General features: G+C 62.6%; 7 protein-coding genes. 1 reads left to right on the plus strand and 6 read right to left on the minus strand.

The genetic code is table 11. The annotated features are described in order from the left end of the window. From sufB to V6M39_RS14755, 4 genes are all read right to left on the minus strand, one after another. Positions 1 to 887: Fe-S cluster assembly protein SufB (gene sufB / locus V6M39_RS14740; RefSeq protein ID WP_332644567.1), on the minus strand; the 887-nt coding region annotated here is incomplete at its 3' end. Continuing rightward, positions 884 to 1582, minus strand: coding sequence for a helix-turn-helix transcriptional regulator (locus V6M39_RS14745; protein WP_332644568.1), 699 nt, complete (start codon positions 1580 to 1582; stop codon positions 884 to 886). The genes sufB and V6M39_RS14745, both read right to left, overlap by 4 nt. Before the next feature lie 48 nt (positions 1583 to 1630). Then, positions 1631 to 1975, minus strand: coding sequence for an MMPL family transporter (locus V6M39_RS14750; protein ID WP_332644569.1), 345 nt, complete (start codon positions 1973 to 1975; stop codon positions 1631 to 1633). Continuing rightward, on the minus strand, positions 1945 to 3750 hold the full coding sequence (locus tag V6M39_RS14755) for an MMPL family transporter (RefSeq protein ID WP_332644570.1): 1806 nt from the start codon (positions 3748 to 3750) through the stop codon (positions 1945 to 1947). Before V6M39_RS14755 ends, V6M39_RS14750 begins: the two co-directional genes overlap by 31 nt. A 77-nt stretch (positions 3751 to 3827) precedes the next feature. Between V6M39_RS14755 and V6M39_RS14760 the strand changes: the two genes are divergently transcribed. Beyond that, positions 3828 to 4880: a DNA polymerase domain-containing protein gene (locus tag V6M39_RS14760; protein WP_332644571.1), complete on the plus strand. Its 1053-nt coding sequence runs from the start codon at positions 3828 to 3830 to the stop codon at positions 4878 to 4880. Positions 4881 to 4884: 4 nt separating this feature from the next. Here the strand turns inward: V6M39_RS14760 and V6M39_RS14765 are convergent, their stop codons facing one another. Both V6M39_RS14765 and V6M39_RS14770 read right to left on the minus strand, forming a co-directional pair. Then, entirely contained in the window at positions 4885 to 5256 is a 372-nt protein-coding gene (locus tag V6M39_RS14765) for a YdeI/OmpD-associated family protein (RefSeq protein ID WP_332644572.1), read from the minus strand. Positions 5257 to 5291: 35 nt separating this feature from the next. Next, positions 5292 to 6377, minus strand: a complete 1086-nt coding sequence (locus V6M39_RS14770) for an ATP-dependent DNA ligase (RefSeq protein WP_332644573.1) — start codon at positions 6375 to 6377, stop codon at positions 5292 to 5294. Between the last annotated feature and the right edge of the window lie 41 nt (positions 6378 to 6418).

Below are 6418 nucleotides of genomic sequence, written 5' to 3' on the forward strand. Positions count from 1 at the left end.
GCGCCCTCTTCGCAGACAGCGCGCTTGGTGACGAGGTTGTAGACGTTGTTGGACCAGTTCTGGATCGTCGTGTAGCGGACGCGGGCGCCCTTCTTGACGACGATCTCGACGACGGCCGAGTGCAGCGAGTCGCTCGAGTAGATCGGCGCGGTGCAGCCCTCGACGTAGTGAACGTACGAGTCCTCGTCCGCGATGATCAGAGTGCGCTCGAACTGGCCCATGTTCTCGGTGTTGATGCGGAAGTAGGCCTGCAGCGGGATGTCAACGTGGACGCCCTTGGGCACGTAGATGAACGAGCCACCGGACCACACGGCCGAGTTGAGGGCGGAGAACTTGTTGTCGCCGACCGGGATGATCGTCGCGAAGTACTCCTTGAACAGCTCGGGGTGCTCCTTGAGCGCCGTGTCGGTGTCAAGGAAGAGGACGCCCTGCTCCTCGAGGTCCTCACGGATCGAGTGGTAGACGACCTCGGATTCGTACTGAGCCGCCACACCGGAGACGAGGCGCTGCTTCTCGGCCTCGGGGATGCCCAGGCGGTCGTAGGTGTTCTTGATGTCGTCGGGCAGGTCGTCCCAGGTCGCGGCAACCTTCTCGGTCGACCGGACGAAGTACTTGATGTTGTCGAAGTCGATGCCACTGAGGTCGGAACCCCACGTGGGCATGGGCTTGCGACCGAAGAGCTTGAGGCCCTTCAGGCGGAGGTCGAGCATCCACTCAGGCTCGCTCTTGAGCGCCGAGATGTTGCGTACGACGTCTTCGCTCAGTCCGCGCTTGGAGGTCGCGCCGGCGTCGTTCTTGTCGGACCAGCCGAATTCGTAACTTCCGACGTCTTTGAGGCCTGGGTTGGCTTCTTCGATGGCGTTGGGTGTCTCTGACGTGGTCGTCATGAGGGCAACCTCTCTGCGGTTGTGTGGGGCAAATGGGTCGTGCACACGCCGTCGCCGTGGGCGATCGTCGCAAGTCGTTGAACGTGCGTGCCGAGGAGACGAGCGAACATCTCGGTCTCGGCCTCGCACATCTGGGGGAACTCCTCGGCCACATGGGCGACCGGGCAGTGGTTCTGGCACATCTGGGTGCCGGCAGGCGTGCTGCCGACGGACGCTGCGTAGCCATCCTCGCTGAGCGCCTTGGCGAGCACCTCGACGCGATCCTCGGGCTTCGCACTTGCCAACAGCGGTCGGTAACGCTCTTCGCTCTCGGTCAACCGGTGGCGGGCGAAAGCCATGACGGCGTCGTCTCCCCCGGTTTCCTTGAGATAGCGCAGGGCACCGGCCGCAAGCTGGTCGTACGAGTGCTTGAAATGATCGCGACCGGAATCGGTGATCACGTAGACCTTCGCGGGACGTCCACGGCCACGCTGTCCAACAACACGCTGATCGCGGGTCATCAGGACGCCATCGGCCAGCAGCTGGTCGAGGTGCCTGCGAATCGCAGCAGGCGTCAGGTGCAGCTCGAGAGCCAGATCGGCCGCTGTGGACGGTCCGTGCTCAAGGATCGTGTTGGCCACACGCTCACGGGTCGGAGCGTCGTCACTGTTCCCATCAAGAACAGACGACGCGTCATCCAGCCCGGTGTATTTCACAAGACAAGTGTGCCTTTATTCACCAAGCGCTTTCAACGAAGGTGACCCTTAGTGCGTACGAGCAGCCTTCTCCTCGGCTGTTTCGTCGCCGTGACCCGGCCACCAGGCCTTATGGCCAATCAGTGCAGTCAGTGCAGGCGTGAAGAACATCGCCATCACGAAGGCCGCCACGAAGATGCCGAATGACAGCGCGAAGCCCATCGAGACAATGAGCGCGTTGCCGCCAAGCATGAACGTTGCGAACGAACCAGCCAGAATCAGGCCAGCTGCCGCGATCGTCGGTCCGGCGTGACGTACGGCCTCAGCTGCCGCGTCACGCGGGCTCTTGCCTTCTCGGGCCTCGTCTCTGAGGCGGGCAATCATCAAGATGTTGTAGTCGGTTCCAAGAGCCACGACGAAGAGGTAGATGTAGATCGGCAAAGGAAGATCAGACCGCTCTCGCCCTGGACGTGCTGGAACAAGATGACGGCTGCCCCGAGCGTTGCACCGAACCCGAGCCCAACTGACGCCATGAGGTACAGCGGGGCGACAAGGCTGCGGAGGAGAAGCGCGAGGATCAACAAGATGACCAACGCCGCGACCGGGAAGACGATCGAATAGTCCCTGGCCATCGCCCGGTCCATGTCAACGGTGACAGACGTGTTGCCTCCGACGAAGGCTTCTGTCCCAGCCGGCGCTGACTCGTGCGCGAGAGTCCGGATCGGTCCCTTGACGTTGGAGATGGCCTCATCCGATCCGGGGTCATCCTTGAGCACCGCACTGAAGATCGCGGCGGTGCCATCCGCAGATGTCTGAGCAGGCGCGACAACCGCGATCCCCTTCGCCTTGGCCAGCTCTGACCCGAAGGTTGTGAGCGCGTCCGAATCGATCTTGTTGCCATCTGTTGAATGAACGATCACTTGGATCGGATCAGTCGAACCTGCCGGCAGGCTCCTCTGGAGCGTCTTGAGAGCAATCGTCGACTCGGCGTCCTTCGGCAGGCTCGAGGCGAAGTCGAACGACGGCTTGAAGCCCAATGCGAAGACTGCGAGCACCGCCAAGACCCCTCCTGACATCAGGGCGAAGCGCAGCGGGTGCGTTCCCAGCGACTTGCCGATCGCGGTGAATCGGGCACCCTCAGGCTCGGTCTTCCAGGACTTCGAGGGCCAGAACAAGGCGCGGCCAAGCAGCGAGACCACGGCAGGCACGAGGGTCAACGAGGCAACCAGCGTCACGGCGACGGCAATCGCCAGGGCGGGACCGATCGATCGGAAGATGCTGAGTGAGGACAACACCAGTGCCATGAAGGAGACGATGACTGCACCGCCTGCGGAGGCGATGGCCTCTCCCGCGCGGTCCATGGCGTTGACGACAGCAACCTTGGGCTCCTCGCCCGCTCGCAGCCGCTCTCGATAGCGGAACAGCAGGAACAAGATGTAGTCGGTACCGATGCCGAACAGCACCACGATCAGGATCGCCTGGATCGAGTTGTCCGCCTTGAGGTCGAAGATCTCGTTGGCTGTGCCAATAAGGCCAGTCGCCAACGTCGACACGATGGCGACCACAATGATCGGGAGGAGACAGATGATGACGCTTCGGAAGATCAGTGCGAGGAGAGTGACGATCAGCAGCACCGTCGCGACTGACACGAGCGCCAAGGTCTTCTCGGACGACTCCTGCGAATCGAGACTCTGAGCCGCGTTGCCTGTCACGCCGAGCCGGAGATCAGTGTCACCGAGCAGCTTCTTGGCATCGGCTCGAAGGTCCTTGACGGCATCCATCGACTGCGTGTCATAGCCACTCGCGGACTTGTCGAGCCCAACTGACGCGATCTGGACGAGGCCATTCTCGGAAGGTGCCTGAACAACGATGCCTTCGAACGCCTTGCCGAGCTCACCCTCAAGCGACTTCGACACCGACACCACATCGGCCGAGTCAGCAGCTGAAAGCTTCTCGCCGTCCTTGCGATCGAAGACGAGAATCGCGCCGGTTGGGGTCTCCGCCGGGAACGCCTCGTTCTGCAGGGTCAGCGCCTTGATCGACTCGTAGTGGTCGGGGAGGAACTCAGAGTTGTCGGTAGTTGACGTCAGCTTTGGTGAGAACACCACAACGACGACGGCAAAAACGATCCAAGCGGCGATTACCAACCATCGCCAACGCGTGACGAAGTCCCCCAGAGATTTGAACATGCGTCCAAACTTATCCATCGGGACATCCGCTTGGCCACGTCGATGAGCGTGTGGCGGAGCGGCTCTAAGGTGAACATATGGCATCTGATGCGGTCGAGATCGACGCTGGCGGGCGTTCGGTACGCGTTTCCAGCCCTACGCGCGTGATCTACGAGGCCACGGACTTCTCCGCTGAAGTCACCAAGGTGATGGTCGCCGAGTACTACGTCGCGGTCGCTGACGGGCTGATGCGCGCGCTCCAGAACCGGCCGGTCGCTCTGGAACGTTGGCCCAAGGGCGTGCGGGAAGGCATGGTCATGTCGACGCGTGTCGACAGTCACGGTGACGCGTTCTACCAAAAGCGGATGATGCGAGGTGCTCCCCCGTACGTCGAGAGCACCCGCATCCTGTTCCCTTCTGGCAGACCAGCAGACGAGATCTGCATGACCGAGATCGCCGTCGCGGCCTGGGCCGCGCACATGGGTGCGATCACGTTCCACCCGTGGCCGACGCGCCGTACGGACAACGATCGGCCCGACGAGCTCCGCATCGACCTCGATCCATTCGGTGAGGCGACATTTGCTGACGCCGTACGCATCGCCGACGTCGCTCGAGAGCTGTTCGCAGAGGCGGGCATACGAGCCTTCGCCAAGACCAGCGGCAAGCGCGGAATTCACGTCTATGCCCGCGTTGCACCCAAATGGACATTCACCGAGGTTCGTCACGCGGCCATCGCCTTCGCCCGCGAGCTCGAGAAGCGCACAGAAGGCGTCACCACGAAGTGGTGGAAGGAAGAGCGCGGGGACAACGTGTTCGTCGACTTCAATCAGAACTGTCGCGACCGTACGATCGCGTCGGCCTACAGCCTTAGACCGACACCTGGGGCGACCGTCTCGACTCCGGTGACGTGGGACGAGCTGGCTGGTCTGGCTGGTCCGCAGGAATTCACGCTCCACACTGTCCCGGCGAAGCTTGCCGCAGATGGAGACGCCTGGGCCGAGATCGACGATGTCGCGCACTCCCTCGACACCCTGCTGCAGTGGTGGGACTCGGATCCGACCGAGATGCCCTATCCCCCGGAGTACCCGAAGATGCCCGGCGAGCCCAAGCGCGTGCAGCCCAGCAAGGACACCCGTAACAAGAAGGCCTGACGGCTCAGCTGCCGGTCCAACCACCTGAGATCTTGGCGAGCTCGACGACCCGTCGACCTGCGGGCGTCATACGGCCAGCTCGTTCGAGCCGATCTGCACGATCCTGGTCGGTCGCCGTCCAGACGTCGTCAGGGCAGCGCGGCGCGAACCACACCATCGAACGGTCGTCATCAAGCCGACGCGTCTCTCCATCAGTCCACCCGACTGCCACTGCCTCGAGCAGCGCATCGTCGTGGCAGATGACGCGACGCCCGGATCCTCGGCGCCACAGCACCAGCCAAACGCCGTCAGCGCGCTCGCCAACTGACCTGAGCCAGAAGGCCCAGTCGTCGGCGGAATAGGGCTGGATTCGATCTGCCACATCGAGGACGTCCATGCCTCAAATCTACGGGCGAGGACTGACACTTTTGGTTACGAGAGAACGTCCTTCAAGTTGTATTTTGCGACTTCTTCCAGCTGCTCGTAGGTGCACGATTTCGGCTCCCGATCCGGCCTCCAACGCTTGAACTGTGCCGTATGGCGAAAGCGCGTGCCTTCCATGTGTTCGTAGCCGACTTCGGCGACTCGTGTCGGGTCGAGCGTGACGAAGGAGAGATCCTTCGTGCCGGTCCATCGGCTTTGGCCTCCCGGCAGTCGGGAGCTCGCCTGCGCAGACGCGTCCTGCCATTGACCCCACGGATGATCAGCGGTGTCGACGATGAGTGGTTTCAGCTCATCGATCAACTCGGCTCGTCGTGCTTCGGTGAACGACGCCGCGACACCAACGTGCTGCAGGTCGCCGTTCTCGGCGTACAAGCCGAGCAGCAGCGACCCGAGCAACGGTCGCTCGTCGGTCGACGTCTTGTGCAGGCGATAGCCGGCGACCACCACGTCGGCAGTGCGGGAGTGTTTGATCTTGAGCATGGTCCGTCCGTTCGGCGCGTACGGCTTGCTCAACGCCTTTGCGACGATGCCGTCGAGGCCCGCACCCTCGAACGTGCTGAACCACTTCTCGGCCTCCACTGCATCTGTCGTGGTTCGGGTGACGTGGATCGGGTCGCTCGCCTTCGCGAGAGCCTTCTCGATCTGTGCACGCCGTACGGAGAACGGCTCGTCCATCAACGACTCGTCACCGATCGCGAGCAGGTCGAATGCGACGAACGACGCCGGCGTCTCAGTCGCCAGCATCTGCACACGCGAATCAGCCGGGTGGATGCGCTGGGACAGGGCATCGAACTCGAGGCGTCCCTTGATCGCCAGGAAGATCTCACCGTCGAGCACGATGCGGTCGGGCAGCTCAGCCTTGGCTGCCGCTACGACATCTGGGAAGTAGCGGGTCAACTCCTTGGTCGAACGGCTTGCCAGCACGACCTCGTCGCCGTCGCGGAAGACGATGCAGCGGAACCCATCCCACTTCGGCTCATACGACAGACCTCCGTCGACCGAGTCCTGGGCGGGCACCCCCTTCACGGACTTCGCGAGCATGGGTTGCACCGGCGGCATGACGGGTAGGTCCATGCCAACAGCCTAGAACCCCCACACCTACACTGAGCGGGTGA

The sequence above is a fragment of the Aeromicrobium sp. genome (genome assembly GCF_036675695.1).
Lineage (GTDB): Bacteria > Actinomycetota > Actinomycetes > Propionibacteriales > Nocardioidaceae > Aeromicrobium.

Coding starts and splice junctions, on each gene's coding strand:
- V6M39_RS14755 (WP_332644570.1), bottom strand. CDS start 3,750: ATGTTCAAATCTCTGGGGGACTTCGTCACGCGTTGGCGATGGTTGGTA.
- V6M39_RS14760 (WP_332644571.1), top strand. CDS start 3,828: ATGGCATCTGATGCGGTCGAGATCGACGCTGGCGGGCGTTCGGTACGC.
- V6M39_RS14765 (WP_332644572.1), bottom strand. CDS start 5,256: ATGGACGTCCTCGATGTGGCAGATCGAATCCAGCCCTATTCCGCCGAC.
- V6M39_RS14770 (WP_332644573.1), bottom strand. CDS start 6,377: ATGGACCTACCCGTCATGCCGCCGGTGCAACCCATGCTCGCGAAGTCC.